Consider the following 24,817-nt stretch of genomic DNA (forward strand, 5'->3'; position numbering starts at 1 on the left):
AAAACATTAACGTCTGACGAAACAAAAGGATCTGAATCATGAGCTCTCAACCATCACTAAGAAGACGCTATCTCAGCGACCCTGCATTTAAGTTTTTTAAGAAAGTTCTGCCACCGCTTTCGATCACGGAACGAGAAGCCATGGAAGCGGGTAGTGTTTGGTGGGACGGCGAACTGTTTGCCGGTAATCCAGACTGGAGCAAACTGCTGCACTACCCCAAGCCACGTCTCTCGTCAGACGAGCAAGACTTCATTGATAACCAGCTAGAAACCCTGCTTGGCATGCTGGACGACTTCGACATCGTTCAAGCACGCAAAGATTTGCCACCTGAAGTCTGGGAATTCATGAAAAGAGAAAAATTCTTCTCACTCATTATTCCTAAAGAATTTGGCGGTTTGGCGTTTTCTGCCTATGCAAACTCAACCATCGTTTCGCGCATCGCAACCCGCAGCTTGAGTGCGGCAGTGACGGTCATGGTTCCTAACTCTTTGGGCCCGGGGGAGCTGTTGACTCACTACGGCACAGAAGATCAGAAAAACTACTGGTTGCCACGTTTGGCAAACGGCGACGATGTGCCTTGTTTCGCACTGACAGGCCCAGAAGCGGGCTCTGATGCAGGCTCAATCCCAGACATGGGTGTGGTTTGCATGGGTGAATTTGAAGGCAAAGAAGTGTTAGGTATTAGCCTGACATGGAACAAGCGCTATATCACCTTGGCACCCGTCGCAACGGTATTAGGCTTGGCGTTCAAGCTCCAAGATCCTGACGGTTTGCTTGGCGAAGATGCATCATTGGGGATTACGTGTGCATTGATCCCTGCTGACCACAAAGGCGTTGAAATCGGCGAACGCCATAACCCACTCGGTCTTTCATTTATGAATGGCCCTACTCGTGGTCAAGATGTCTTTATTCCTATGGAATGGGTGATCGGTGGGCAAGATTATGTTGGCAAAGGCTGGCGTATGCTGGTGGAATGTTTGTCAGCAGGTCGTGGTATTTCATTACCTGCACTTGGTACGGCTGTGGGCCACTTAACGGCACGCACCACAGGCGCCTATGCGTATGTGCGCAAACAGTTCGGTATGCATATTGGTAAATTTGAAGGCGTCGCAGAAGCGATGGGGCGCATTGGCGGTTACACCTACATGCTCGAAGCGGCGCGTACACTGACAACGACATCACTGGATATGAAAGAGAAGCCGGGCATTGTCACGGCCATCGCCAAATATCACATGACAGAGTTGGCGCGCACCATCTTGAATGATTCAATGGATATTCATGCCGGACGCGCAATCCAATTGGGGCCAATGAACTATATCGGCCACCACTACTTCGGGATGCCTGTTGCTATCACGGTAGAAGGTGCAAATATCCTCACGCGCAACTTGATGATCTTCGGTCAGGGCGCAACACGATGCCATCCGTATGTCCTTCAGGAAATGGAAGCGGCGGCCAACCCCGATACTGCGAAAGGCGCAGAAGAGTTCGATGGTTTGCTAATGAAGCACATTGGTTTCGCAACCAAAAACGTGTTGAAAGCCGTAACCAATGCGTTTACCCGTTCACGTTTTAACGGTTCACCAGTGTCTGGTGAAACGGCTGACTATTATCGTCAACTATCACGCATGAGCCGTGCGCTGGCTGTTACCGCAGACGTATCCATGCTGTCACTGGGTGGCGAACTGAAACGTCGTGAAATGTTGTCTGCACGTTTGGGGGATGTACTCAGCCATCTTTATTTGGCGTCTGCAGTATTGAAGCGATTTGAAGATGAAGGTCGTCAGCAAGCTGATTTGCCGTTCGTTCACTACTCGCTACAACATTGCTTGCACCAGTGTGCTAACGCATTTGATGGCGCGTTTAACAACTTCCCTCGCAAAGGCGTGGGTCGCACGCTAAGAACCTTATTGTTCCCCATTGGCCTGCACTACGATGCGCCATCAGATGTTGTGGCAAATCAAATTGCAGACCTATTGATGACGCCGGGCGCACATCGTGAACGCTTAACGCACCTTTGTTATGTGGGCACGAAAGAAAGCGACCCAATCGCGATTATGGAAAGGGCATTCGACGCCATGCAGGGTATCAAACCGCTCGAGAAGAAACTGGCTGTCGCTGCGAAAAAAGGTCAGTTACCTGCTAAGGGCATTTTGGCCGAACGTTTGGAGAAAGCCCTGGAACTCAATGTGCTAACTAAAGACGAAGTCGAGCAAATCAAACAGGCTGATGCGCTGCGCTCCAAAGCCATTCAGGTTGATAACTTTGACCCGTCTTGGTTTGCCGATACGACGAAATCTTCTGCGTCTCGTAGCAAAAAAGGAAAAGCGGCTTAACATCCGATCTTGTCCACAAAAACGCCGCAATTGCGGCGTTTTTTTTCGTCAACACCTCCAACCACTGGCTGAATCCCGCCTTTTGCAACAAAAACGAGTGCTAAAACAAGATGAAGTATTTATCCTAAGCCCATCTTTGAAAGGAACATTGAATATGATCATCAAACCGAAAATTCGCGGATTTATCTGTACGACCACTCATCCAGTAGGGTGTGAGGCCAACGTAAAAGAGCAAATCGAATACACCAAGGCTCAAGGTCCTATCGCAAATGCACCAAAACGTGTGTTGGTAGTAGGTTCATCTAGTGGCTATGGCCTGTCATCGCGCATCACTGCTGCGTTTGGCGGCGGTGCAGCGACCATCGGTGTGTTTTTCGAAAAGCCGGGCACAGAGAAAAAGCCAGGTACAGCAGGTTGGTACAACACTGCCGCATTCGACAAATTCGCTAAAGCAGAAGGCCTGTACTCAAAGAGTCTGAACGGTGATGCTTTCTCTGACGAAGCCAAAAAGAAAACCATCGAGCTGATTAAAGAAGACCTTGGTCAGATTGATATGGTGGTTTACTCACTGGCATCGCCAGTCCGTAAGCTGCCAAAAACCGGTGAAGTGGTGCGCTCTTCACTGAAACCAATCGGTGAGGTATATACCTCAACAGCGGTTGATACCAACAAAGATGAAATCATCTCAGCCACGGTTGAACCTGCGACTGAAGAAGAAATCAAAGACACCATTACCGTGATGGGCGGTGAAGATTGGGAACTGTGGATCAAAGCATTGGGTGATGCTGGTGTGTTGGCAGACGGCTGCAAAACCGTTGCTTACAGCTACATCGGCACCGAGCTGACGTGGCCAATCTATTGGGATGGCGCATTAGGTCGTGCGAAGATGGATCTTGACCGTGCAGCCGCTGCACTGAACGAGAAACTGTCTGCGACCGGTGGCAGTGCGAACGTTGCTGTACTGAAGAGTGTCGTAACACAAGCGTCTTCAGCAATTCCCGTGATGCCTCTGTACATTGCGATGGTATTTAAGAAAATGCGTGAAGAAGGCGTACACGAAGGGTGTATCGAGCAAATCTATCGCATGTTCAGCCAACGCCTGTACAAAGCAGATGGAACAGCACCAGAAGTCGATGACAAAAACCGTCTGCGTTTGGACGACTGGGAACTGCGTGATGACATTCAGCAGTACTGTCGTGAGCTATGGCCTCAAATCACTACAGAGAACCTGAAAGAGCTCACAGACTACGTTGAGTACAAAGAAGAGTTCCTGAAACTGTTTGGCTTCGGTATCGAAGGTGTGGATTACGACGCTGACGTCAACACAGAAATCGATTTTGATGTACAAGCTATCTAACGAACAGCGGAACACGCGCTAGTTTGTTATTGAAAAGCCAGCAAAACCTTGCTGGCTTTTTTGTGCCTGTCACCTTGAGACCACGTCCTATAAGAAGTGTGTGGAAAATTACCAGAAAAAATTGCTAAAAATTTGATCAATGTGGCTGATATTTATCATATTTGCTCAATAAGAAAGCAAACGAACTAAAACCATTAAATTAATGCGTGACAGCCTCAAAAAGTTAGGTAGAATGCGGCCCATACCAACGAGGAAGACAACTTCCCCAATGAGTATGAACCCTAGGGTTGGGAAACAAAGGCGCGTTGGCAGAGTGGCTATGCAGCGGATTGCAAATCCGTGTACCTCGGTTCGACTCCGGGACGCGCCTCCATATTGCGACACTAGCTCAGCTGGTAGAGCGCAACCTTGCCAAGGTTGAGGTCACGAGTTCGAACCTCGTGTGTCGCTCCAAATTTAAAGCTTTCGATTCGTCGGAAGTGAAACACGCAAGAAACCCTTGCCAAGGTTGAGGTCACGCCTAATCCTTGAAGATCGGGAACCTCGTGTGTCGCTCCAAATTTTGTCTTCTGACACGTCGGGAGATAATGCTCTGAAGAAGAGTAAGTTTACGCCGTACTTTGAACGGTTAATCGGACGCGGGATGGAGCAGTCTGGTAGCTCGTCGGGCTCATAACCCGAAGGTCGTTGGTTCAAATCCGGCTCCCGCAACCACTTTTAATCAAACGTTGAAAAACGGTTGATAATGCGACACTAGCTCAGCTGGTAGAGCGCAACCTTGCCAAGGTTGAGGTCACGAGTTCGAACCTCGTGTGTCGCTCCAATTAACACCTTTCGATTCGTCGGAAGTGTAATAAGCAAGACCATTTGCTTGTTACGAAAGACAATTTGTAGATGGTGACCTATCATCGCAATCAAGAATTGCGTGCCCTGGTGGTGGAATTGGTAGACACAAGGGATTTAAAATCCCTCGACGTTCGCGTTGTGCCGGTTCAAGTCCGGCCCGGGGCACCATCAATAACGACGGCTTACAAGCTTACGCTTGTGAGCCGTTTTTATTTGGCAAAGATTAGGTAATATCATTTGGTAATATGATTGGGGTTTAGGCTCGGTACTCTTTGAGCTTTCCTGTCGCATGTTGCCACCTGCGCCTCGGTCTTGTGACCGGAAAACATCTGCTTCTCTCTCGAACTGCCTTCGTAATATGAAATCGATTTAGCCTTCAAAGCGTGAAAGGTAAAATCTAAATCCGACCCTGTCACCGGGGGCTGTTTTCCCCTGCTGAATCCAAATACCATCTTCCAGTAACTGTTGGCGCGTTAGAGACAACACATCTTGTTGTCGTGCTCCACAAAGGTCGCTGATCTCCACTGCGGCTTTCACAAAAGGGCTGGCACAGCCATAAACGGCTTTGCGATACGGCGGATGCGTTGGCCCTGTTGATGTAAACGCGTATATCCACTCGTTGCTCCTGATTGATCGTAATCCGCCGATTTATCAATGAAACGAACAGACGTCCTGTCTCAGGTGGGTCAATGTTAAATCGGCGTGAGTGGGTCATTTTTACATCGACGGTAACCTGTTGGCTCTGAATCGACCAAAGGTGGCCTATGAAGCAGATCAATCTTGTTTTAAGTGAACTCTCAAACCGTGGTGCACTCAGACCTAACGACTTGCTCTGTATTGTTTATGCCCCTTTTCTTGTTTCGTCAGACAAACACATTAATCAAACCAAGCAAGATTTGACTTACTTTTTCTCATATTTATATTGCGTCAATTGATTCTAAGTAATAAATAGAGGTGGTTGAAAATTGGCTAGTAATGTTGATTTGGTGGCCGTGAGTACTGATATCCACCGCCAAATGTAACTTTCTCCAGACTCTGCGCTTTCCGTCAGTACCATGCTTCATGGCCTTCCATTCGCTTTCGCCAAAGCCCTTGAGGCTAGTTCTATAGAATTCCATAACAAAGCCCATGCAGGTAGTCGTACCCTACGACTAATGTCTAACTATATGAGACTACTTGTGTTTTCTCGTTTGGTATAAGGTACTAGCAACTAAATTTCAAGGGTTCATAAAATTCAGTCATCGAGTTCTTGTAGCAGAAAATATATAGACGACTACTCGCTTAATCTTCGCTTAGTGAGTAAATAACGCTGGTTGGAAAAACACACCTTAGAGTGTGAACGAAAGGAATCACAATGAGCAGCACTTTAGAGTCCCTACATATACGAACAGATAAACCTCAAGCCAATGAAGATGAACTCACTTATGAACAACAGCATAAACCAAGATCGGAATTTGAGTCCCGAGAACAATATTTAGAGCACGAGTTGCAAATTATGGCGCCTAAACGCTGGCGTCCCAATTTGCCGTTTAAAGATTATCGATTTGAGATAGAAGATACCATTCCAGCGATGGCCGCGACCATTGGTAAAGTTGTAATGGTGGGAGCCATTGCAGCAACCTTTGCCGGTGCGCTAGGGCTGAATGAAGGATTTATATTAGAAAATGTTCGTTATGAACTACTGATCGCCTCTGTTTTCATCATTCTTTTCTCAGGCTTTCTATTGCCGACCGCAAACCTCGCGGGTACACACGGCCCACTCATCCCTTTAATTCCTATCGTCGTTGCAGCAGGCGGGCACCCAATGGCGTTTGGCTTGCTGATTGGCGCTTTTGGCATACTGTTAGCCATCAGTAAAGGTGGCAGCATGTTGGCCAACCTCACCAGTAAAGGTGTGTGTGGCGGCTTATTGCTCTACCTTGGCTTTGTTGGAACCGCTTCTCAAGTTAAAAAGCTGTTCGCTTGGGCGGAGGGAATCGGAATGAGCCACATCGCTTTTGTCGTGATCTTTTGCACCATTATTCTGTATGCGTTATTGGAACATTTCCGTAAACGTTGGCTAGCCGTCCCTCTTAGTTGCTTGCTGGGTGGTACGTTAGCTTTCGCCATGGGTGCGCCGTTCTCTTTCCAAACCGAGCCAGGTTTACCCAACATGAACCCAATGTATTGGTGGGGAGAAAATACAGGCTGGATGCTAGGCCTACCTACGATTGAACATTTCATGGTGGTGTTACCGTTTGCGATTCTAGCTGTGGCGATGTGGTCGCCAGATTTCTTAGGACATCAAGTATTTCAAAAAATCAGCTATCCAGAACGTACCGAAAAAGTACATATGAACATTGACGATACCATGACCACCGCTTCAATTCGTCAAACGTTTGGTTCTCTGCTCGGTGGCACAAACTTTACGTCTTCATGGGGGACTTATATCGTACCGGCAGCGATCGCTAAGCGTCCTATTCCTGCTGGCGCTTTGCTCACGGCTCTGTTCTGTATCATCGCCGCCATTTGGGGTTACCCGATGGATTTAGCTATTTGGCAACCTGTACTTTGTGTCGCGCTCATTGTTGGGGTATTTGTGCCATTGCTAGAAGCTGGAATGGAAATGACGCGTGAAGGTAAAACCACACAGTCGGCTGCGATTGTTGTATTTTCTTCGGCGCTCGTTAACCCTGCATTTGGTTGGGCTCTCACCATGCTGTTGGATAACTTAGGCTTAGTCGGTTGTAAGGAACGTAGCAGTGAGCTTAGTAAAATGAGCCGCTGGGTGTTGCCTGGCATTATGTTTATCGTGCTAAGTGGTGTGATGGCATTGGTTGGTTTACTTCCGGGGATACCGGCGATTATCCCAAGTTTTCGTTAATCTTTGAATAAGTGCTTTAAATCAGCAGCTAAGACAGTCTAGCATTTGCGTAGATAGGCTCATAATGCGAGTTTATGGTTTGAAGGTGCTTTTTTTAGCCTGATAGAAACGGTTTAGTTCAGTAACTCTAAACCGTTTCTGCCCCAAAGTGAGTTAGCCTCAATTTCATCGCTATATTCTGAAGACTCCTTTTACCTTATTTTTTGTAATCCAAGTTATGACAAAGATAAAAATATAATTAAAATCAATAAGTAGAATCATTCTGGAATACAAAGAATTGTCGTTGAAGGACATCCTAGGTGTTGAGCTAACTGTTGTGGCGATCTGGAGATAGTGTTTATGAAACAAGGTCATATATCTGATGAGGTATGGAACAAGCTCTCAGCTGATGATAAAGGCTCATTGGAGGCAATCAGACATCACTTTATAAAGCACTCAAAATGCTCAGATCAACTTTCAAACATTCTCGAGCTTGTTGACAGATCTTATGAGGCTATGGGTAGTAGGTTTAGAAATCGAGTTAATAAATCGGTACATGAGTATGGTAGGTATGTTGGTGAACTTGATGGTGTATTCGTGATTATTCAAGATGCCGTTCATGCTTACCATAGCTCAAACTTATTTCCAGAAACTTCTGGTGACGCTTTAAGTCAGCACAAGTTTTACAGAAACCAAAGGTCCAAAGCCACAAAGTTCTCTGAAGACGCATTTGACAAACTTGAACGTGTTGTCAATTGGCTTTCGCATAGTGCCACAACGATCCATGAGCAAGAAGAACTTGTTCAATTAAAGAAAGACCTTAATAACATCGAACATGTTCTTGAGCATCATTTTATGAGGACAAACTTAGCTGAACGGAGTCCGTCTAGGGCTGAGAGCTTTGTTTTATCGGTATGCAATCATCTTGTCTGGGAAGCAAACATAAAGCCTACAAAACCACTATACCCTTCCGGCGAAAAAACCCCGTTATTACGCTTTATCGAAGTGTTTTTCCCTCTAGAAGGTCAAGCAGTTTTGTCTAGTATTTATGAGAAGCAAAAAAGGTGCCCTGAGGAAAATAGAATTGGAGCAAAATTTACTCCCGTAGATAGGGGGCAAAATTGAACACATTCGACCTTTGAATTACTCACTATTCCCATCTGGGCGCATTCGTTAAGTTATTGCCAACGTTAGTTAGTTCAGGAGAATACTATGAGTGAATTAATAGAGTTGATTCTAGCTTTGGCGACATTAATAGGTTGTATCGCGCAGTTGATTAAAGTAACCAAGTCGTAAGTCATGAAAACGCATTTAGTAATGGTTAAATGACACTTCCCCTGCCATTAGGAATCGTTCTCTTATGGCTGCGCCAGCAGCCAATGCTCCCGAACAACAAAGTCGTCTACTTCGTTTTTCCCAAACTCAACTTATCTGAAAGGCATGACTTAGAGCACCAACTCTGAGCCATTTCTGTCCCTAAACTAGTCTCAGGCCGCTCCCCTATGTCTCAACCTGCCATTGGACAACTATGATTTGAGATAACATAGATAACATAGATATCAGGATGGGATTGATGCTGATTGAATGGCTCATCTTATGGTTCGCTGAAGGGGGATCTCACAATGGACTCATTTTCATCTGCCAGTTGATATTTAAACCAAATATCTTGGTGATTTAAACAATTAAAAATAAATTAACTTTTATTTATCAAGTTCTTTCGAAAAGATCAAATTACCAATGTCGAGCGTAACGCGTTGTGCCGGTTCAAGTCCGGCCCGGGCACCATACATAACAACGGCTCACACGCTTATGCCTGTGAGCCGTTGTTATTTTCTAATTATTACCGGTAAAGCCTATTGCAAATAGGTGGACTCGTTGGCTTTTTCTACCTCAGACAAAAACAAATTCAACAGTTCTGTGCCTTTCTCGCCATGGGTTTCTTTAATGTACTCAATCACGCCGGGTTGCGTGGCGTCGCTCATTTTCTGACGCTCTGACGCTGGGGATCCTGTGGCACAGAATTAACCGTGATCCCGATCGCGAATTGCCCAATGTGTGATAGTTTCTAACATCAATAAAAGAGAAATTTCAATAAGCTGTTGTTTTATTGTGGTTATTTAATTTTCACTGTGTTGGCAGGGTGCAAAAGGTGTTTGAAAAGTAACATGGGTGGAATGCCAGAAAACATGGTGAAGACAAGATATTTAGGGTCTTGTGCAGATAGAAAGTAACACCGCGTTAGGTGGTGATGTTTGTGAAGGAAGTGTGATTGCGATCAATCAGACTAAGAGGGTGTGAAGGGGGGGCTTGGCGGCAATTTGTCGTAAATGTAGGGGCGATGGCATCGCGACATTCAACCAAAGAAAAGGGCGCATTGCGCCCTTTGAAATCTGATTCACTGGTTAGTGATAAGCTAAACCGACATTAACGGCCAAGCAAAAACTAGAACCAAGCAAATACTAAAACTAAGCAAATACTAAAAATACGTATCTAGCCATTTGGTGACAATGCCCGCTTCTTCTTCAACGCCTATATAGCGCCATTTGTCGAACGTTAGGCAAGGGTGCGACGTTGAAAAGGCGATGACATCACCGACTTTCAAGGCGCCTGTTTGTTCAAACTCGACAAAAAGGTGTTGGTCCATGATGTTAGTGCTGACTAGCGATGGAAGCGGATGTTGTTCGCCATCTCGGTAAAGCCTGACTGCGCGAGGTAGCCCTGCATCAAAAGCGGCGTCACGTTTACCTAAACCAATGATGGCCTTGCCGGTTTCTGGAACAGAAATGACGTGGGCGTAAAGCGCTAATGCTGAAATTAAATCACTGCCAATACGACAGGCCGTACTCGTATCACGTTGAGATCTCGCCATAACCGCGTTCTGCGCGTCTTGGTATATGCCGTCGTCGTGAATGAGGTAGCAACCCGGTCGGATAATGGTTGTCAGAGCCTGGGTGTTGGCAAACTCTTCTGCCACCACGTCGTACCATGCGGAGCCTGCACCCGTAACAATCGGTTTATCGAGATCAGATAAATCTATCAACGACTCGGTAAGCGCGACAGCGCCTTTCACAAACGATCTAACTAAGTGTTCAGCGTTATCTTCTCCGTGATCGCCATGAATCACACCTTCATAAAACTCAACACCCGCAAAGCGTAAGTGGGTCGCCTTGGCGATGTCTTCTGCCAACGCTTTTACTTGCTGGTGACTGCGGCAGCCGCAGCGGCCTCCAGCGACACCCAGTTCAACCAAAAGCGGGACGGTTAATTGCCGACGTGACGCCGCCTCTTGCCATTGTTCGACCAAATATTGGCTATCCACGCAGGGGTAGATGTCTATGCCTTTGTGTTCAAGGAGATCCAATACGGCGTTGATGTTCGCTAATCCCACGATTTGGTTAGGAATGATAATGCGTTTTGCGCCTGCTTCCGCAGCAACCTGAGCCTGTGCAGGACTTGCTACAGATATTCCCCAAGCACCTTGTTCTAACTGCATGTTGAACAACTGTGGTGACATGGTGGTTTTGCCGTGGGGGCAAAGGTTCACGCCGCTCTGATCGGAGAAGTTTTGCATCCATTGCGCGTTATGAATCAAGGCTGATTCAGACACGACAGCAGCAGGCAGTGGTAAGTCAGATAGTAAGGAATATTGACCGTCTGGTTTGAGGGTCAATGGCACACCTTTCGCCCCCAGTTCAAATGGAAAGGAGTCCGTTGGGTGATAATAACTATCAAATTTCACTTCTTTGTCCGACATGACTTGATGCTCCTAACATGCAATGGATTACGCGTGGAATAGGGGTTTGGAATACTATACAATGATTCCCATGTTGGAAACTATCAAACAAATCAAGTCTAAATGTGCGCGTTATCACTTTATCGCCACACTCGACTCGCTACGATAATGCAAGAGGTAATCGGAATGACGATGGAAGTAGATATTCTTTCTCAAATTTCACAACGGTTTGATGCTTTGCGAGACGCTGAAAAGAAAGTCGCTAAATGTGTCATGGACAATTTAGCGGGCGCGGCAAGTTCAAGCATTACTGAGCTTGCGGAAGAAGCGCAAGTGAGTGAAGCGACGATTACACGTTTTGCCAAAGCCGTCGGCTGTAAAAACGTGCGCGATTTGAAAATGAAATTAGCGCAATCTTTGGCGGTCGGGCAACGATTTATCAATGAACCTGTTGAGCAGACAGGCGTTCACGGCGTGTATGAATCCATCAAACAATCCATGGATTTGAACCGAAAGCTGTTGGATGAAAAAGACATTGAAACTGCCGTCAATTGGCTACACAACGCTCGGCAGATCATCGGTATTGGCATGGGCGGCGGCTCCACCATGGTTGCGCAAGAATTGCAGTTTCGTTTGTTCCGTTTAGGTTACGCCGTGTCGACATATCACGATGGGTTGTTGACGCGCATGGTAGCGGCAACCGCAGACAGCAGCGATGTGATGGTTATTTTGTCGGTGACCGGTTACACCCCTGGCGTTTTGGATGTCGCGCAATTAGCCAAACAATATGGTTTGAAGGTGATTGCAATAACCCAAGCACAATCGCCGTTGGCTGAAATCAGTGATTTGACCTTGCCGATAGCCACGCAGGAAACCGATTTTATTTATAAACCTTCCGCATCCCGCTACGCGATGTTGGCCTTGGTTGATGTATTAGCGATGCAATTGGCAGTGACACATAAGCGCCGTTCTCGTGACCGATTAAGAAGATTAAAACTTGCCTTGGATTCTTACCGAGGCGGGGGCGACAGACAGCCTCTAGGAGATTAACCCTCAACAATGAGATCGTTATGAGATACGACATGCTAATTGCTGGAGCCACCGTCATTGATGGTCTAGATAGCGAGCCTTTCCAAGCTGACGTGGCAGTGATTGATGATGTCATCGTCGCAGTGGGTCAATTGAATGCGTCTGACGCTGACACTGTCGTCGATGCAAAAGGATTGGTGCTGAGCCCCGGCTTTATTGATGTCCATACTCATGATGATACCAATGTCATCAGAATGCCCGAATGCCTGCCGAAGATATCTCAAGGCGTGACAACCACCATTGTTGGCAATTGCGGTATTAGCGCGTCACCTGCGGTGCTTCATAACGCACCACCTGATCCAATGAATCTGCTCGGCGAGCAACAAGATTTTCAATACCCTACCTTTGCAAGTTATGCGGCCGCAGTGCGAGAAGCGCAGCCAGCGGTCAATGTTGCCGCGCTGGTGGGGCATACGACATTGCGAAACAATGTTATGGACGACCTGTATCGCACGGCTACGCAAGACGAAATTGCCGTGATGCGAGCACAGCTAACACAAGCACTTGATGATGGCGCGTTAGGCTTAAGCACCGGCTTGGCGTACGCCAGTGCAAAATCGTGTGATGAAGCGGAAGTTCTGTCGTTAAGCGAAGCACTCACCCAAGCCAATGCCATCTATACCACGCACATGCGAACAGAGTTTGAAGGCATTTTGGATGCCATGGATGAAGCATTTCGGGTGGGGCAGCGCGCGAAAGTCCCTGTGGTTATCTCCCATTTAAAATGTGCGGGAGCAGGCAACTGGGGAAGGACGACGGAAGTGCTGGAAAAGATGGATTACACCCGAAAGTCACAAGACATTGGCTGTGATTGCTACCCCTACACGGCAAGCTCTTCCACGTTAGATTTAAACCAGGTCACCGATGAATTTCCGATTTTCATCACCTGGTCGAAACACCATCCCACACTTGCCGGACGCATGCTCTCTGACATTGCTGACGAGCTTAACGTGAGCCTCATGGAAGCGGCAAAGTCCCTTCAACCTGCGGGGGCGGTATACCACAATATGGATGCGCAGGATGTTGAGCGCGTGCTTCAATATCCGCTCACCATGATAGGGTCTGACGGATTGCCGAACGACCCACATCCCCATCCTCGCTTGTGGGGAGCATTTCCGCGAGTCTTGGGTTACTACAGCCGTGACCGCGGCTTATTTCCCCTCAAGACAGCGATTTACAAGATGACAGGGTTATCGGCAAAGCGTTTTAATTTGGCGAGACGAGGCGAAATCAAAATCGGTCACTATGCCGACCTGGTGCTGTTCAATCCAGAAACTGTCAATGACAGCGCCAGCTTTCAAAAGCCTATTCAGGCCGCCACCGGCATTCACACCGTGTGGGTCAACGGGAAAATCAGTTATCAACAATCTATTGGTGTTCAGGGAAGGCATGGTCGATTTTTATCAAGAAATGACGCCAAACTGCCCGATGATAACGCCGACACTCATTCAGTAATGGAGACACACTCATGACAATCAAACGATATGGTGCCGAAGGCGGTACGGGTACTGGCGGGCAACATTTACCTTTTTCTCGTGCAACTGAAGCAGGCGGCTTTTTGTATGTGTCGGGTCAAACGCCAATGATTGACGGAGAAGTGGTGGAAGGTGGCGTGGTTGAGCAGTCGCGTTTGGCGATTCAAAACTGCGTCGACATCATGGAAGAAGCAGGATATGGCCTTGCTGACGTGGTGCATGTGAAAGTGGTACTGACAGATTCTCGCTACTTCCAGTCGTTCAATAAAGTCTTTAAAGAGTTTTTTGGCGAGCACCCACCTGCCCGTATTTGTATGGTGTGTGATTTGGTGGTGGACGTGAAAGTAGAAGTCGATGTGACGTGTTATCGCGCGGATCGCGTTTAACGTTTGTTTGGCATGACAGAGTGAATTGAGACGAAAATGGATACCTATCAGGTCGCTTTAGTAGGTGAATGCATGGTAGAGCTCAGTGGGCTTCCGTTGACGCGAACCTATGGTGGCGACACCCTTAACACCGCGCTTTACCTCAGCCGATTACTCTCTGAGTCAAAGGTGAACATTCGCTATGCGACGGGTTTGGGGGATGATTCGATCAGTGAGGAAATGCTCGCGCATTGGCAAAGCGAAGGCATTAATACGCAGCTGGTCTCTCGTATTTCTGGAAAAATGCCGGGGCTGTATTTGGTCGAAACTGACGCCGACGGTGAGCGAAAATTTCATTATTGGCGCAATGACAGCGCAGCGAAACATTGCTTTGATGGGGTTTCTCCTCTCGAGCATTTTGTCCAAGAAACGGGTTTGGATCTCTTGTACTTCAGCGGCATTAGCATCGCTATTTTGCCCGCAGAGAGCCGTCGGAAATTACTCGCCCTGATCCAAAAAGCCAAACAGCAAGGCACCACGATAGTCTTCGATAACAACTACAGACCGCGCTTGTGGCCTGATGGCGACGTAAAAAAGTGGTACGCAGATTGTTTGCGCTTAACCGACCTAGCCTTGATAACCGAAGATGACGACTTGGCCATATGGGGAGACATCGATATTGAGCAGCGTTGCCGTGAGTTTGGCTGCCAAGAAGTGGTGATTAAGCGAGGTGCCCAGCCGTGTACGGTGATCTGCGGTTTACAACAAGCCCAAGCCAGCCACGTTCATGTGGCGGGAGAGCGGGTCGAGAATGTCGTGGATACCTGTGCGGCAGGGGATTCTTTCGCTGCGGGTTATCTCGCTGGGTATATTAATCAGTGGCCTATTGAAGAACGCGTGGCATTGGCCCATCAGCTTGCCTCAACCGTCATCCAATACCCTGGCGCGGTGATCCCCCAAACGGCTATGCCGATATTAAAGCTGCTATACCCAAAATGAAGCCGTCAGCGACAACCTAATAGCGGCCACATTGATTTAACGTTAACTGGAATGATTTAGGAGCCTCCCATGAGCCAAGCGACGAGTGAGAATATTTTTAGCCAAGTGGCGAAACACAAAATTGTGCCCGTGATTCAAATTGATGACATTAACCATGCGAAGCCGTTAGCGGATGCCTTGGTGGAAAATGGACTGCCGGTCGCAGAAGTGACGTTTCGCACGGATGTCGCTGCGCAAGCCATTAAGATCATGCGAGAAAGCCACCCCACTCTGCTGGTGGGCGCGGGAACCGTGTTAACCACAAAGCAAGCCGACGCAGCATTGGCCGCAGGGGCGATGTTTGCCGTGGCGCCGGGGCTAAACCCGAACATCGTCAAGTATTGTCAGAAAATCGGTTTGCCGATGGTGTCAGGGATAAACAACCCGAGCCAAATTGAGCAAGCGCTAGAGCTTGGCATGACCTTTGTGAAGTTTTTCCCCGCCGAGGCATCAGGTGGTATCGCCATGGTGAAAGCGCTGTTAGCGCCTTACCGAGATATCCAAATGATGCCAACAGGGGGGATAAGCCCTGCAAATGTAAAGGACTATTTAAGTATTGACCGCGTTGCGTGTTGCGGTGGTACGTGGATGGTACCCGGCCAACTCATGAAACAAGGTGATTGGGCAGCACTAAGTCACTTGATACGAGAAGCGGTTGCGCTTGTTGAATAGGGCTTATACCCAAGCATCTTGAGGTTGTTTGGGTATATTGTTTTTTTTCGTTGTTCGTTCTCGTTTAATCGCTTTCGTTTATTCGTCGCCAGAACGAGTACTCCAATCAGAAGGGCAAGAAATAATCTCCAACTTACGGATTTCTTGCCCTCGCAGCGATCAAAAATCGGCCAATGTTCCCTTTTGGTTTTGGTTTTGGTTTTGGGTTGCTACCTTGGCGATTAAAGCCGCATCGCATCTGGTTTCCAAGTGCACCTTGTTGCGCTGTTGTTTGATTTTTTATCATTGAGTTAAAAAATTCGCTTGTGTTCAAAAAATAGCTTTGTTATTTTTCGCAACAATCTCGAACATCGCGCTTTTCGAGACACACGCGACACCGTGTTTAACGCCTTGGTTTGACACCCATGTTTTGCATGCAGTTGTCGCAAGTAGGTACTAGAGAGTGGTTCTCTGGTAGAAGGGCATTAATAGTGCAGTCCGGCCTAAGGAAGGCTTGGTGCATATTGAGGAACCCAACTGTGATTAAGTCATATACTCATTTCAGCTTCGTCTTACCCAACTGCAGTATTATTACTGAGCCTTGAACATTCTCGTCATTTGAGACGCATTTCTATCGCCTGAGCTTTTTATCACGACATGATCGTGACGCTTTGCGTAACTGAATCTGCGTTTCGAAACACACTTTGGTTTCCGATGACGACGCATGATGCGTTGATCACGGGTATTTCCCGAATTTTTCGGGGGTGTGCGCGACCTACATTCTGACGTTTTCTTTCCTCATCGCTTATAAACAGTGCTTGGGAATCGTGTGCGTCGATTAAACAGAATGCAGGAAGTGGAACATGGAAGATCAAGAAAAATGATTAGCTTCACCACTGACATCCAAGACACAAAAGCAACCCAAAACGTGCCCGTTTTAGACGGTTTACATGATCTTACGCCTGACGAGCTTTTGCTGAGTCAGGAACATTATGAATCCGAGGTTCGCTCTTACCCGCGTCGATTACCTCTCGCCATTGCAAAAGCATCAGGCGTGATGGTGGAAGACAGTCGCGGTCAGGTCTATATCGACTGCCTCGCTGGTGCGGGCACGTTGGCATTGGGGTATAACCACCCTGAAATCAATCAAGCACTGATTGAACAGCTTAATGCCGGTATTCCTTACCAAACGCTCGATATCACGACGCCTGCTAAAGATCACTTTATCCGTGAGTTGATGGCATTCTTGCCACAAGACTTTGCTGAAAACGCCAAAATTCAATTCTGTGGCCCTTCGGGTGCAGATGCCGTGGAAGCGGCGATTAAATTGGCGAAGCAAACCACGGGTCGCAATACCATGGCTGCGTTTCATGGTGCATACCATGGCATGACAAACGGCACCATGGCGCTAATGGGCAACCTCGGTACCAAAGCGCGCCGTCAAGGTCTGATGGCAGATGTTCACTTCCTGCCTTTCCCCTATAGCCTTCGCTGCCCGTTTGGTTTGCATGGCGAGCAGGGTGCTCGACAAGGTTTGCGCTATATCGAGCGTATGTTGGCCGATGACGAAAGTGGTGTGCAGAAACCTGCGGCCATTATCGTTGAGCCTGTTCAAGGCGAAGGCGGGGTTATTCCTGCCCCTGCATTCTGGCTACAAGAACTGCGTCGTATCACTGAAGAACACGGCATCTTGCTGATTTTTGATGAAATTCAGTGTGGCATCGGCAAAACCGGCACGCATTTCGCGTTTGAAGAAGCGGGCGTCACACCGGATATCTTGTGTCTGTCAAAAGCGGTCGGTGGTGGTCTGCCGATGTCGTTATTGGTGTTCAACAAATCTATCGATACATGGAAGCCGGGCGAGCACACGGGCACATTCCGTGGCAATCAACTAGCCATGGTTTCTGGCGCGAAAGCGATGGAAATTATTCGTCGTGACAACTTGGCGCAAAAAGCGGCTGTCACGGGTGAATACCTACGCCGCGGTTTGGAAAAAATTGCTGAGAAAACCAGCTGTATCGCTGAAGTACGTGGCAAAGGCTTGATGTTAGGCCTTGAGATTTGTGATCCTGAAGGCAACAAAAACACATTCGGTGAGCCACTAGCTGCACCTGAGCTCACCATTGCTATCCAACGTGCAGCCCTCGAGCGCGGCCTGATCATCGAAAAAGGCGGACGCGAAGGGTCAGTGCTGCGATTCCTGCCGCCAATTATCATCACGTTCGAACAAATCGACTTTGTATTGAAAGCGCTGCAAGACGCGATTGAATCTTTGGTTGAGCCGAAGCCCATTGTTCAGCCTGCGGATACGCTTCAAGCAAACTGGCGTGATCACTTTATCCATGTGGGTAAAGATGGTGCAGACGGTTTCGAAGCTGCGATGAACCAAAGCACGCAAGCGTTGAAGAAGCTGTTTGAATCGACTGAGTCTCCGTATTCAGGCATCGATCCTACCGTGCTGCATTCGCAAATTCGTCGCGCGCAGCTAGGCGAGAACCCTCAGCCTCTTGCTAACGTGATTGAAGAAACCAGCGAGCTGATTGGTAAGAACTCTATCATTGTTCAGCATCCTCATTGCATTGCGCACCTTCATACCCCGCCAATGTTGCCAGCTGTGGCGGCAGAAGCCTTTATCACTGCGTTGAACCAGTCAATGGACTCGTGGGATCAAGCCAGTGCTGCAACTTTTGTTGAGCAAGAAGTCACGGATTGGCTGTGCCAGCGCTTTGGTTTTGATGACAAAGCCGATGGCGTGTTCACCAGTGGCGGCACACAAAGCAACTTGATGGGCTTGTTGATGGCGCGTGACCACATTATCAACACCATCAGTGGTCATAACGTGCAGAAAGACGGCTTGCCAGATTATGCCGATAAGCTGCGTGTGGTGTGCTCGAAGAACTCTCATTTCACCATGCAAAAATCAGCGTCGTTACTGGGCTTAGGTGAGCACGCAGTTGTCTGTGTCGACACTTACAGCGATGGCACGATCAGCATTGAATCTGCTGAAGAAGCGATTACTGCGCTGAAAGCGGAAGGTCTGATCCCATTTGCGATCACCGGGACAGCGGGAACCACGGATCATGGCGCGGTAGATGACTTGGACGATGTGGCTGACTTGGCACAAAAACATGGTATGTGGATGCACGTTGATGCGGCCTATGGCGGTGCGTTGATGCTTAGCCGCCACCATGCACGTTTGGAAGGCATAGAACGTGCGGATTCCGTAACCATTGATTTCCACAAAATGTTCTTCCAGCCAATCAGCTGTGGCGCTGTTCTGCTTAAAGACAAAAATCACTTTGGTTTCATTCGCCATCATGCGAATTACCTCAACCGTGAAGAAGACGTACTGCCAAACTTGGTCGACAAGTCCATTGCAACGACACGCCGCTTCGACGCGCTGAAAGTGTGGATGACGCTGCAAAACGTGGGCCCGCAGGCAATCGGCTCTATGGTTGATCACCTGTTGAACCAAACGCAGCGTGTTGCGGATATGGTCAACAACCGCTCAAACTTCGAGTTATTGGCTGCACCTTGTTTGTCGACAGTATTGTTCCGTTACAAGGGCACGAATGAAGGCATGGATTTGGATGCGCTGAACAAGCAAATTCGTCTGGATGCCCTCGTGCAAGGGAAAGCCGTTGTCGGTGAAACCGTGGTTAATGGAAATGTCGCGCTGAAATTTACCCTGCTCAACCCATGCCTGTCTTTGACAGATCTCGAGCAGTTAGTGACTGAATTAGAAAGCCTTGCAGACGAAATTGTTAAGCAAGCTGGTGTTTGATTTTACGTTCAATGTTGATTTGGAACGTACAGTTTTAGAAGGGATTTAAAATGGCTATTTTACAAATTGGTGCAGGTGGCGTTGGTTGGGTTATTGCACACAAAGCGGCACAAAATAACGATGTATTTGGTGATATTACTATCGCATCTCGCACAGTGAGCAAGTGCGACGCCATCATTGCGTCCATAAAAGGCCGTCACAACCTTAAAGACGAGAGCCGTAAACTGGAATCTCGCGCAGTAAATGCAGATGACGTTGAGGCGCTGGTGGCGCTGATCAAAGACGTTCAACCTGATCTGGTGATTAACGCAGGCCCTCCTTGGGTGAACGTGGCGATCATGGAAGCGTGTTACCAAACGAAAGTGTCGTACCTTGATACGTCTGTTGCTGTGGATCTTTGCTCTGAAGGGCAAGAAGTCCCAGAAGCGTATGACCCACAATGGGCGTTTCGTGAAAAATTCGAACAAGCAGGCATCACAGGTATTCTAGGTGCGGGCTTTGATCCGGGCGTGGTGAGCGTATTCGCAGCCTACGCAGTGAAGCATTTGTTCGATGAGATTGACACCATCGATGTGATGGATGTGAACGCAGGCGATCACGGTAAGAAATTCGCGACCAACTTTGACCCTGAAACCAACATGCTCGAAATTCAGGGCGATTCGTTTTATTGGGAAAACGAAGAGTGGAAAAAAGTGCCTTGCCACACTCGTATGATGGAGTTCGATTTCCCACTGGTGGGCAGCCACAAAGTTTACTCCATGGCACATGATGAAGTGCGTTCGCTGAAAGAATTTATTCCGGCTAAGCGCATTGAGTTTTGGATGGGCTTTGGCGATCGTTACCTGAACTACTTCAATTGTATGCGTGATATTGGTCTGCTGAGTCCAAACCCGATCACCTTGCAAGATGGCACTGTGGTTGAGCCACTGAAAGTGCTTAAGGCACTATTGCCTGACCCGACGTCACTTGCACCGGGCTACACAGGAAAAACCTGTATCGCGACGTGGGTGCAGGGCACAAAAGATGGTAAAGCACGTAGCGTATTGATTTACAACAATGCGGATCACGAAGTGGCGTACAAAGATGTTGAGCATCAAGCCATTGCTTATACCACTGGCGTGCCGGCGATCACTGCTGCGTTGCTTTATTTCAAGGGGGCATGGAAGGGCGAAGGCGTGTTCAACATGGAGCAACTTGACCCTGACCCATTCTTGGAATTGATGCCATCCATTGGCCTAGATTGGGCAGTGGAAGAGCTGACGCCGTCTGAGCCTGTTATCAATATCTTGAAGTAACGCAAGCTATCGAGCTCGCTTGTTTCTGACAGGCGGGCTTTTTTATTGACGATCTGGTTCTATCGAGTAGCGACATGAATACTGCACAATTAAAAACCCCGTATTTTCTGATTGATGAAAATAAGCTGATCAAAAACCTCGAAATTGCGAAGCAGTTGAAAGCCCTTTCTGGTGTGAAGCTGGTGTTAGCGCTGAAATGTTTCTCGACGTGGGGTGTTTTCGACATCATCAAACCTTATCTTGATGGCACCACCAGTAGCGGTCCGTTTGAGGTCAAACTCGGCCATGAAAAATTTGGTGGCGAAACACACGCTTATAGCGTGGGTTACAGCGAAGATGATGTGCGTGAAGTGGCGGATATCTGCGACAAAATGATTTTCAACAGCCAATCTCAACTGACGGCGTATCGTCACCTTGTTGAAGGCAAAGCGTCGTTAGGGCTGCGTTTGAATCCCGGTGTGAGTTACGCCGGACAAGACTTGGCAAATCCGGCGCGAAAATTCTCTCGCTTAGGTGTGCATGCCGATCAAATTGATCCTGAAATTTTCGCGTCACTGAACGGCGTGATGTTCCACATGAATTGTGAGAACAAAGATGTGGATGCCTTTGTTGCTTTGCTTGATGCAATCTCTGACAAATTCGGCAGCTATCTTGATGCGCTGGAATGGGTGAGCTTAGGCGGTGGCGTGTTTTTCACCTGGCCAGGTTATGACATTGAAAAGTTAGCCGCTGCGTTAAAAGCCTTTGGCGAGCGCCACGGAGTGCAGTTGTATTTAGAGCCGGGTGAAGCAATTATCACCCAAACCACCGATTTAGTAGTAACGGTGGTCGATATCGTTGAAAACGACATGAAAACCGCCATCGTTGATAGTGCAACCGAAGCGCACCGCTTAGATACCTTGATATACAACGAACCGGCATCTATCGGGGAAGCGAGCGAGAACGGTGAGCACACGTATGTGATTGGTAGCTGCTCGTGTTTGGCCGGAGATCAGTTTTGTGTGGCAAACTTTGACGAGCCATTGAAGATTGGACAACGTCTGCATATTCTCGACAGTGCAGGGTACACCATGGTCAAACTCAACTGGTTCAACGGGCTTCGCATGCCGTCGGTGTACTGTCAACGTAGTGGCGGTGATATTCAGCTTCTGAATGAATTTGATTATCAAGATTTCAAACGCACCTTGTCGCAGTGGTCTGTGCATTGAGTTGTTTGCCGATGAGCAGGTAAACAAGGAGTGGATGAGTCACTAACAGAAAGAAGGAGCGATTATCGCTCCTTCTTTTTTGAACTCAGTCAGAGTGTTGTGACATGTTCTTGGTGTTTATCCTCACATTCAAATATAAATGTAGCGAAATCGTGAAAATATCAGGATGAGGATAGAAACATGGATACGTTACTGTTTGTCACTATCATTGTGGCGGTTGTTGTTGGTGCAAGAACACTGAAAAGCTATTTGGCGTATAAAGCGCAACTGCGAAAGTTCGAATTAAATCATAGTAAAAATGTACAAGGGGATCTGGCCGCAGAAGTCTCCGCCTTGAAATCGCGCGTTGAAGTGCTTGAAAAGTTAGTGACTGACAAAAGCTACACGCTGGACAAACAAATTCGCGCATTGTGATATTTGATACACGTCATCTACCACGAAATCTTATGTAAGTATTTGAACCAATTCTCAGTTTTAAATCTTGCTGACGTGTATGAAAAATAGGGCATAATGGTGCATTTATTGACATCACCTTGTTTCACTTCAAAAAATAACACTACAACGAATCACTCCCTATCAAAATTTAGCTAAGTCGCATCCAGTCTTACATTTCTGCAAATGATATGTGTCGAGTTGACATTCAACTCGTGCATATAGTTGTGTCGGCTGCGTTGAATATAAAAGCACTCATGCGTTATTTTCGATATTTATTTCGATAGCGACGGTAAAAAAAGAGTGCACCCAATGTCGTTGTGATTCGCAAAGCGTTAGCACCGATAGCGACAGCCTTGCCAATAATTTTGATAAGGAAATTCAGAGATGAAACACACGGCTTTGTTTACCGCGCTATTAGGTACGAGCTTTATGGCTCATACCGCCCTCGCAATGACCCCTCAACCGGACCCGGATAATGCGGCCGGATATATCGTTTCGCAATCGGAAATAGCCGCTGCCGAAGCGGCACAAACGTCAGACCCTATGTATGCTATATGGTCAAAGGCGCTCGAAACGCGCCCCAATGCGATTGTCGAAGCGATCGACGAAGGATTTGCAACCAACCCTGGCAATGTAAAGCGTGTTGAGCGTGTATTCCCACGATCGGATTGGGACTTCCTAACCCATATGGCCGCGCCTGAGTACACATACACGCGTTTCCTTCGCGCCATTGGTAAGTTCCCCGCGTTTTGTGGTGAGTACACCGATGGACGAGATTCTGATGCTATTTGTAAAAAATCCATCATCACCGCATTTGCGCATTTCGCACAAGAAACGGGCGGGCACATTGCGAAAGACAACCTCTGGGATAACCCGTTAGCACTTGAAGAATGGCAACAAGCGCTTGTGCATGTTCGTGAAATGGGCTGGTCAGAAGGTCAGGAAGGTTACACCACAGGGTGTGGTCAGAATGATTGGCAGAACAAACGCTGGCCATGTGTAGCGGGTGAAGGGTATTTCGGTCGCGGTGCGAAACAGCTTTCTTATCACTTTAACTACGGCGCATTTTCTGAAGTGATGTATGGCGGTGATGCCACTAAGCTACTGAATGAACCAGCATTGGTTGCTGATTCTTGGCTGAATCTGGCTTCTGCTATTTGGTTTTTCCTTACACCACAAGCGCCAAAGCCGGCCATGTTGCATGTGATTGATCGGACGTGGAAACCTTCACAGCGCGAGCTTGATGCGGGTATTGGTTATGGCTTTGGTACCACAATCAACATCATCAATGGCGGTATTGAATGTGGTGAGCAAAACAAAAACAAAGGCCAGCCCGTTAACCGAATTCGCTATTGGGAAGGGCTTGCCGCGCACTATGAAATCCCTATTGAAGCAGACGAAACGAACACTTGTTGGCAGCAATTGCCGTTTGGTAGCTTGAACCTTCAAGGTGCGACGGATGTGCTGTATACAAACTGGGATGGTAACTGGAAGTATTATTCAGATCGTCCTGGAGGGTCTTCGTTTGAGTGTGAATTGGTCGGTTACCAAACAGCTTACTCTGCGCTAGAAAAAGGTGACTACGAAAAATGTGTAACCAACTTCTATGGTTCCCATGCGGGTTGGCCAACCATTCGTGTTGTCCCTGATGCCGATATGACAAATCCAGGCGGTGGCACGGATAATGGCAATGGCGGAACACCTCCTGAGCTTAACGGCTGGAATGAAGCCGAGGTGTACAACACAGGCGATCAAGTTGTCGTTAGTGGTGTGACTTACGAAGCCAAGTACTGGAACCAAGGCGTGAACCCGGCAACGGCTGGGCAATGGGGTCCATGGAAAGTGGTATCAAGCCAAGTGAGCCCGCCAGTGACAGAGCCAACGCCACCAGTGACAGAGCCAACGCCACCAGTGACGGAGCCGACGCCACCAGTGACAGAGCCAACACCACCAGTGACAGAGCCAACGCCACCAGTGACGGAGCCAACACCACCAGTGACACCAAACCCCGATGCATGGAAAGCCGATAAGGTATACGTTGCGGGTGACCAAGTGACTGTAGATGGTGTGCGTTACCAGGCGAAATATTGGACGCAGGGTGACAACCCAGCAGCCAACAAACAATGGGGTCCTTGGAAGAAGGCATAATCACGAAAACTGAGTAGAAACAAGCCGCGCATTTATAGAGAGTGTGCGGTTTTTTCTTATTTATCTTGTGGTTAGGTTTGAGTTTTTGAAATGCGAGTGCGCAGAGGATGGGTTTTCATGGGTGTAATCTTACAAAAGATACCACAAAAATTTCTTAAATATCAGACTTGTTAATAAAGTTTCTATTCCTATAATGCTGAAAACCGGAGCGTCTGCAA

Annotated in this window: 16 protein-coding genes, 5 tRNA genes and 1 pseudogene; 19 read left to right on the top strand and 3 right to left on the bottom strand. The window is 47.8% G+C overall.

Translation table 11 applies throughout. The features are described 5' to 3' along the window. Positions 1-38: 38 nt before the first annotated feature. The 7 genes from AB8599_RS05360 to AB8599_RS05390 all read left to right on the top strand — a co-directional run bounded on the left by AB8599_RS05360 (position 39) and on the right by AB8599_RS05390 (position 4,704). Positions 39-2,333, top strand: coding sequence for an acyl-CoA dehydrogenase (locus AB8599_RS05360; protein WP_407332744.1), 2,295 nt, complete (start codon positions 39-41; stop codon positions 2,331-2,333). Between the two features lie 154 nt (positions 2,334-2,487). After that, a complete protein-coding gene (gene fabV, locus AB8599_RS05365) occupies positions 2,488-3,690 on the top strand; it encodes an enoyl-ACP reductase FabV (RefSeq protein WP_407332745.1) in 1,203 nt (400 codons plus the stop codon). Positions 3,691-3,989: 299 nt separating this feature from the next. Then, a tRNA-Cys gene (locus tag AB8599_RS05370) sits at positions 3,990-4,063 on the top strand. 4 nt (positions 4,064-4,067) lie between these two features. After that, a tRNA-Gly gene (locus AB8599_RS05375) sits at positions 4,068-4,143 on the top strand. A gap of 184 nt (positions 4,144-4,327) precedes the next feature. Then, positions 4,328-4,404: transfer RNA gene (locus AB8599_RS05380), tRNA-Met, on the top strand. Between the two features lie 33 nt (positions 4,405-4,437). Continuing rightward, positions 4,438-4,513: transfer RNA gene (locus tag AB8599_RS05385), tRNA-Gly, on the top strand. Between the two features lie 104 nt (positions 4,514-4,617). Then, positions 4,618-4,704, top strand: a tRNA-Leu gene (locus AB8599_RS05390). A gap of 824 nt (positions 4,705-5,528) precedes the next feature. Here the strand turns inward: AB8599_RS05390 and AB8599_RS05395 are convergent. Beyond that, positions 5,529-5,639 (bottom strand): annotated as a pseudogene (locus AB8599_RS05395) (IS5/IS1182 family transposase); the annotation flags it as partial. A 251-nt stretch (positions 5,640-5,890) separates the two neighbouring features. Here AB8599_RS05395 and AB8599_RS05400 point away from each other — a divergent pair. Both AB8599_RS05400 and AB8599_RS05405 read left to right on the top strand, forming a co-directional pair. Further along, positions 5,891-7,399 carry a DUF3360 domain-containing protein gene (locus AB8599_RS05400; protein WP_407332746.1) on the top strand — a complete coding sequence of 503 codons (1,509 nt, stop codon included), beginning with the start codon at positions 5,891-5,893 and terminating at the stop codon, positions 7,397-7,399. 339 nt (positions 7,400-7,738) lie between these two features. Beyond that, complete coding sequence (locus AB8599_RS05405) at positions 7,739-8,503, top strand: hypothetical protein (protein ID WP_407332747.1); 765 nt, start codon at positions 7,739-7,741, stop codon at positions 8,501-8,503. 728 nt (positions 8,504-9,231) lie between these two features. On the opposite strand, the gene AB8599_RS05410 is transcribed toward AB8599_RS05405, so the two are convergent. Together AB8599_RS05410 and AB8599_RS05415 are read right to left on the bottom strand one after the other, a co-directional pair. Next, complete coding sequence (locus AB8599_RS05410; RefSeq protein ID WP_407332748.1) at positions 9,232-9,360, bottom strand: hypothetical protein; 129 nt, start codon at positions 9,358-9,360, stop codon at positions 9,232-9,234. Positions 9,361-9,854: 494 nt separating this feature from the next. Beyond that, the gene (locus AB8599_RS05415; RefSeq protein WP_407332749.1) at positions 9,855-11,132 is read right to left on the bottom strand and encodes an amino acid deaminase; all 1,278 of its coding nucleotides are present in this window, start codon (positions 11,130-11,132) and stop codon (positions 9,855-9,857) included. Between the two features lie 165 nt (positions 11,133-11,297). Between AB8599_RS05415 and AB8599_RS05420 the strand changes: the two genes are divergently transcribed. The 10 genes from AB8599_RS05420 to AB8599_RS05465 all read left to right on the top strand — a co-directional run bounded on the left by AB8599_RS05420 (position 11,298) and on the right by AB8599_RS05465 (position 24,599). Further along, positions 11,298-12,161, top strand: a complete 864-nt coding sequence (locus tag AB8599_RS05420; RefSeq protein WP_026024061.1) for a MurR/RpiR family transcriptional regulator — start codon at positions 11,298-11,300, stop codon at positions 12,159-12,161. 20 nt (positions 12,162-12,181) lie between these two features. Continuing rightward, a complete protein-coding gene (locus AB8599_RS05425) occupies positions 12,182-13,672 on the top strand; it encodes an amidohydrolase family protein (RefSeq protein ID WP_407332750.1) in 1,491 nt (496 codons plus the stop codon). After that, a complete protein-coding gene (locus AB8599_RS05430; RefSeq protein WP_407332751.1) occupies positions 13,669-14,061 on the top strand; it encodes a RidA family protein in 393 nt (130 codons plus the stop codon). Before AB8599_RS05425 ends, AB8599_RS05430 begins: the two co-directional genes overlap by 4 nt. Positions 14,062-14,097: 36 nt before the next feature. Further along, positions 14,098-15,039: a sugar kinase gene (locus AB8599_RS05435; RefSeq protein ID WP_407332752.1), complete on the top strand. Its 942-nt coding sequence runs from the start codon at positions 14,098-14,100 to the stop codon at positions 15,037-15,039. A 69-nt stretch (positions 15,040-15,108) separates the two neighbouring features. Then, a complete protein-coding gene (locus AB8599_RS05440) occupies positions 15,109-15,750 on the top strand; it encodes a bifunctional 4-hydroxy-2-oxoglutarate aldolase/2-dehydro-3-deoxy-phosphogluconate aldolase (RefSeq protein ID WP_407332753.1) in 642 nt (213 codons plus the stop codon). Between the two features lie 859 nt (positions 15,751-16,609). Beyond that, positions 16,610-19,513, top strand: a complete 2,904-nt coding sequence (locus AB8599_RS05445; protein ID WP_407332754.1) for a pyridoxal phosphate-dependent class III aminotransferase — start codon at positions 16,610-16,612, stop codon at positions 19,511-19,513. A gap of 50 nt (positions 19,514-19,563) precedes the next feature. After that, positions 19,564-20,808 carry a carboxynorspermidine synthase gene (locus AB8599_RS05450; protein WP_407332755.1) on the top strand — a complete coding sequence of 415 codons (1,245 nt, stop codon included), beginning with the start codon at positions 19,564-19,566 and terminating at the stop codon, positions 20,806-20,808. Between the two features lie 74 nt (positions 20,809-20,882). After that, complete coding sequence (gene nspC / locus AB8599_RS05455; RefSeq protein WP_407332756.1) at positions 20,883-22,016, top strand: carboxynorspermidine decarboxylase; 1,134 nt, start codon at positions 20,883-20,885, stop codon at positions 22,014-22,016. Positions 22,017-22,196: 180 nt separating this feature from the next. Continuing rightward, the gene (locus tag AB8599_RS05460) at positions 22,197-22,430 is read left to right on the top strand and encodes a hypothetical protein (RefSeq protein ID WP_407332757.1); all 234 of its coding nucleotides are present in this window, start codon (positions 22,197-22,199) and stop codon (positions 22,428-22,430) included. Between the two features lie 405 nt (positions 22,431-22,835). Then, positions 22,836-24,599 carry a chitinase gene (locus AB8599_RS05465; RefSeq protein ID WP_407332758.1) on the top strand — a complete coding sequence of 588 codons (1,764 nt, stop codon included), beginning with the start codon at positions 22,836-22,838 and terminating at the stop codon, positions 24,597-24,599. Positions 24,600-24,817 lie beyond the last annotated feature (218 nt).

Source organism: Enterovibrio litoreus (assembly GCF_045679545.1).
Classification (GTDB): domain Bacteria; phylum Pseudomonadota; class Gammaproteobacteria; order Enterobacterales; family Vibrionaceae; genus Enterovibrio.

Excerpts from the sequence above, each read along its gene's own strand:
- AB8599_RS05360 (WP_407332744.1), top strand. The coding sequence starts at position 39 with ATGAGCTCTCAACCATCACTAAGAAGACGCTATCTCAGCGACCCTGCA.
- fabV (WP_407332745.1), top strand. The coding sequence starts at position 2,488 with ATGATCATCAAACCGAAAATTCGCGGATTTATCTGTACGACCACTCAT.
- AB8599_RS05400 (WP_407332746.1), top strand. The coding sequence starts at position 5,891 with ATGAGCAGCACTTTAGAGTCCCTACATATACGAACAGATAAACCTCAA.
- AB8599_RS05405 (WP_407332747.1), top strand. The coding sequence starts at position 7,739 with ATGAAACAAGGTCATATATCTGATGAGGTATGGAACAAGCTCTCAGCT.
- AB8599_RS05410 (WP_407332748.1), bottom strand. The coding sequence starts at position 9,360 with ATGAGCGACGCCACGCAACCCGGCGTGATTGAGTACATTAAAGAAACC.
- AB8599_RS05415 (WP_407332749.1), bottom strand. The coding sequence starts at position 11,132 with ATGTCGGACAAAGAAGTGAAATTTGATAGTTATTATCACCCAACGGAC.
- AB8599_RS05420 (WP_026024061.1), top strand. The coding sequence starts at position 11,298 with ATGACGATGGAAGTAGATATTCTTTCTCAAATTTCACAACGGTTTGAT.
- AB8599_RS05425 (WP_407332750.1), top strand. The coding sequence starts at position 12,182 with ATGAGATACGACATGCTAATTGCTGGAGCCACCGTCATTGATGGTCTA.
- AB8599_RS05430 (WP_407332751.1), top strand. The coding sequence starts at position 13,669 with ATGACAATCAAACGATATGGTGCCGAAGGCGGTACGGGTACTGGCGGG.
- AB8599_RS05435 (WP_407332752.1), top strand. The coding sequence starts at position 14,098 with ATGGATACCTATCAGGTCGCTTTAGTAGGTGAATGCATGGTAGAGCTC.
- AB8599_RS05440 (WP_407332753.1), top strand. The coding sequence starts at position 15,109 with ATGAGCCAAGCGACGAGTGAGAATATTTTTAGCCAAGTGGCGAAACAC.
- AB8599_RS05445 (WP_407332754.1), top strand. The coding sequence starts at position 16,610 with ATGATTAGCTTCACCACTGACATCCAAGACACAAAAGCAACCCAAAAC.
- AB8599_RS05450 (WP_407332755.1), top strand. The coding sequence starts at position 19,564 with ATGGCTATTTTACAAATTGGTGCAGGTGGCGTTGGTTGGGTTATTGCA.
- nspC (WP_407332756.1), top strand. The coding sequence starts at position 20,883 with ATGAATACTGCACAATTAAAAACCCCGTATTTTCTGATTGATGAAAAT.
- AB8599_RS05460 (WP_407332757.1), top strand. The coding sequence starts at position 22,197 with ATGGATACGTTACTGTTTGTCACTATCATTGTGGCGGTTGTTGTTGGT.
- AB8599_RS05465 (WP_407332758.1), top strand. The coding sequence starts at position 22,836 with ATGAAACACACGGCTTTGTTTACCGCGCTATTAGGTACGAGCTTTATG.